The organism is Mesorhizobium sp. M7A.F.Ca.ET.027.03.2.1, assembly GCF_003999175.1.
Lineage (GTDB): Bacteria > Pseudomonadota > Alphaproteobacteria > Rhizobiales > Rhizobiaceae > Mesorhizobium.
The window spans coordinates 1-3,228 of sequence record NZ_RZOM01000722.1 but is presented as its reverse complement, the minus strand read 5'-3'; the positions used below and the strand labels follow the sequence as shown (position 1 = coordinate 3,228).

Below are 3,228 nucleotides of genomic sequence, written 5' to 3'. Positions count from 1 at the left end.
GTTCGAGATGCCGATCGAACTCGGCGATCAACTCGGACGCCTGATTGGAGCCGCGGCCGGCCAGACCGTCGTCTGCGACACGACGTCGACCAACATCTACAAGGTGCTGCATGCGGCGCTGGAGATGCGGCCGGGCCGGTCGGTCATCGTCGCCGAGGGTGACAGTTTCCCCACCGACCTGTACATCGCCGAAGGGGTGGCCTCGACACGGGACGGCGTCCTGCTGCGCCTCGCGGGCGTCGACGCGCCCACCATCGAAGAGCTGATCGACGAAAACGTCGCGGTGGTGCTGGTCAACCACGTCAACTACAAATCGGGTGAACTGCGCGACATGGCGGCGCTGACGCGCAAGGCTCATGCGGCCGGAGCGCTGATCGTCTGGGATCTATGCCACACCGCCGGCGCCCTGCCCGTCGAGCTCGATCAGGCAAATGCCGATTTCGCCATCGGCTGCACTTACAAGTACCTCAACGGCGGTCCGGGCGCACCGGCCTTCATCTATGCCGCGCAGCGCCATCACGGCGATATCAGCCAGCCGCTCAGCGGCTGGTGGGGCCATGCGCGGCCCTTTGCCTTCGAACGGGGGTATGTTGCCGGCACCGGTATCCGCCGCTTTCTGTGCGGCACCCAGCCGGTCCTGTCGATGCGGGCGCTCAAAGGCGCGCTTGTCATCTGGAACGACGTCGACATGGCGGCATTGCGAAAAAAGAGCGTCGCGCTGACGGAACTGTTCATCCAGCTCGTCGAAGCAAAGTGCGGCGCCTATGGCCTCACGCTGGAGACCACCCGCGACGCGACCAGGCGCGGCAGCCAGGTGTCGTTCCTTCACGATCACGGCTATCAAATCATGCGGGCGCTGATCGAGCGCGGCGTCATCGGTGATTTTCGCGCGCCATCGACCATCCGTTTCGGCTTCACGCCGCTCTATGTCGGCTACAAGGATGTGTGGCTGGCGGTTGAGGTGCTGGAGGATATTCTGCGCACGGGCGCATGGAAGGACCAGCGTTTCGCCGTCAAGGAAGCCGTTACCTGACGCAACGATCTCCGCGATTTGCCGTCGCCGCCCTCACTGCCCGGCGGATGACGGAGGGCTGAATTCCAGCCACAAATGCCAACAGACGTTGGCGTTTTGGCTCCGTTTCGTTCACGGCAAACGAACGTCCCGAAGATTGATAGCGTCCCTTGTGGAGGTCGATCGGCAGATGATGCCAAACCTTGGGTCGAGGATGAGCCACAGGTCATTAACCATAATGATTTCAATGTGAGCAGGCGCATTGCCGTGGTTGGCGCCTGTCGATCGCGACCCGCTGGCAAGCCCAAATAATTTCAGCAGCCTTAACAAATTCATTAAACTTTAAACGGTTGCAGAACACAACTGGAACAGATAGTGTTTGTTCTGGGTTTGTTTTTCGATTCTGGTTTCAGGTAATCTGGGGGCCGCCATGCTGACACGCAAGCAACATGAACTGCTGATGTTCATCCATGAACGCCTGAAGGAGAGCGGCATTCCGCCATCCTTCGACGAGATGAAGGAGGCGCTCGACCTTGCCTCCAAATCCGGGATTCATCGGCTGATCACCGCACTTGAGGAGCGCGGCTTTATTCGCCGGTTGCCCAACCGGGCACGCGCGCTGGAAGTGCTGCGATTGCCGGACTCGATCGCGCCCGGCCTCAACGCGGCAAAGAAGTTTTCGCCAAGCGTCATCCAGGGCAGTCTCGGTCAGGGTGGTGCCCTTGGCCGGCAGATCAAGCCGGCGCCTTCGCGGATGCCCTCGCCCGGCAATGATGACGATGCGGTCTCCGCCGTGTCGATCCCGGTCATGGGCCGTATCGCCGCCGGTGTGCCGATCGATGCCATCCAGCATCAGACGCATTCGATCTCGGTGCCGCCGGACATGATCATGGGCGGTGCCCACTATGCGCTGGAGGTCAAGGGCGACTCGATGATCGAGGCCGGTATCTTCGACGGCGACACCGTCATCATCCGCAATGCCGACACGGCGAACCCCGGCGAGATCATCGTGGCGCTGGTCGATGAAGAGGAAGCGACGCTGAAGCGGTTCCGCCGCAAGGGCGCTTCGATTGCTCTCGAAGCCGCCAATCCAGCCTATGAAACCCGTATTTTCGGGCCGGACAGGGTCAAGGTGCAAGGCAAGCTCGTTGGCCTGATCCGCCGCTACTGAGGCGGCTGCGTTTCAGCCACTGGCTTCTCGGGTCTCTTGAAGGGTGGCAGCCCCCTCGCCTCGCGCGAGAATTTGCGTTGCGCATGCCAGGGCCGGTATGGGCTGTCCACGGCGAAGCTGATCGTCGCCGGCGTGGTCGCCGATTGGCGATCGAAGAAGATCGCGGCACTGCCTTTGCGAGCCAGTTGCCGCTTGGTGATGACGAGAACCAGCGGGTTGTGACAGGCGTCATACGCGGTGGCGTCATTGATGACGATCAGCTCGGCGAAACCGCAGGCTTTCCAGGTGTCCTTGCGGTCCTCGACATAGGCAATGATCGCACCGGACGTGTGCCTGGCCACGCAGACGCCTGAGGTGCAATAGAACGGCGATCCCGGCGGTAGCTCAACGGCATCCGCGACGTCGAATTGCCCGTCGCCCTTGTCGAACACCTCCGGCACGACGATGGTTTCGGATATTAGTGCGCGTTTCCAGTTGTCGACGGTGAATTCGTTCGGCCGAGCGCGGCTGACGGCGAGTTCGCCACCGCCGATCGGCAAGGCAACCAGTCGGGCGTCCTCCGAGATCAGCACATCCGGCGTGCGCGTATCCGAGACGGTCAGCAAGCCTGCCAGCGCGAATGGCAGAGCAGCGAGCCGCAGCCAAGTTGTCGCCATTGTCGCGATGACCAGGGCAATTGTCACCAGCAGGACAGATTGCTGCGAAATCAGCCCAACCGCATCGACAGGCGAACGTTCGGAGATCCAACCCGATATGGCGATCATCACCGTCAGACCCTTGCCCATCAGGTAGAGGGCCGGCCAATCCAATCCGAAAGGCATCAGCAGCGCGCTTGCGACAGCCAGGAACATGACGACGGTGACGATCGGCATAACCGCCAGATTGGCGAACAGGCTGAGCGGCGACACACGCTGAAAATGCCAGATGGCAAACAGCGTCGTGGCGCTGCCGGCGATGATGGAGGTCATGGCAAGGCCGGTTGCCGCGAGCACGAACTTTCGCGTCAGGAAACCGGGCATGGATCGCTTTGGGGGCGGCGGTCTTG

The 3,228-nt window shown here is 61.8% G+C and carries 3 protein-coding genes; 2 read left to right on the top strand and 1 reads right to left on the bottom strand.

Annotated elements, in window-relative coordinates; genetic code table 11:
• Both kynU and lexA read left to right on the top strand, forming a co-directional pair.
• The coding region (kynU, locus tag EN750_RS25625) for a kynureninase (RefSeq protein ID WP_127398210.1) at window positions 1-1,033 on the top strand (1,033 nt) is incomplete at its 5' end.
• Window positions 1,034-1,442: 409 nt separating this feature from the next.
• Window positions 1,443-2,183 (top strand): transcriptional repressor LexA, encoded by a 741-nt coding sequence (lexA, locus tag EN750_RS25620; RefSeq protein WP_127272195.1) that lies wholly within the window; start codon window positions 1,443-1,445, stop codon window positions 2,181-2,183.
• On the opposite strand, the gene EN750_RS25615 is transcribed toward lexA, so the two are convergent.
• On the bottom strand, window positions 2,177-3,228 hold a 1,052-nt coding region (locus EN750_RS25615; RefSeq protein ID WP_189526445.1), incomplete at its 5' end, for a ComEC/Rec2 family competence protein. The two genes, lexA and EN750_RS25615, sit on opposite strands and share 7 nt — an antisense overlap.

Excerpts from the sequence above, each read along its gene's own strand:
- lexA (WP_127272195.1), top strand. The coding sequence starts at position 1,443 with ATGCTGACACGCAAGCAACATGAACTGCTGATGTTCATCCATGAACGC.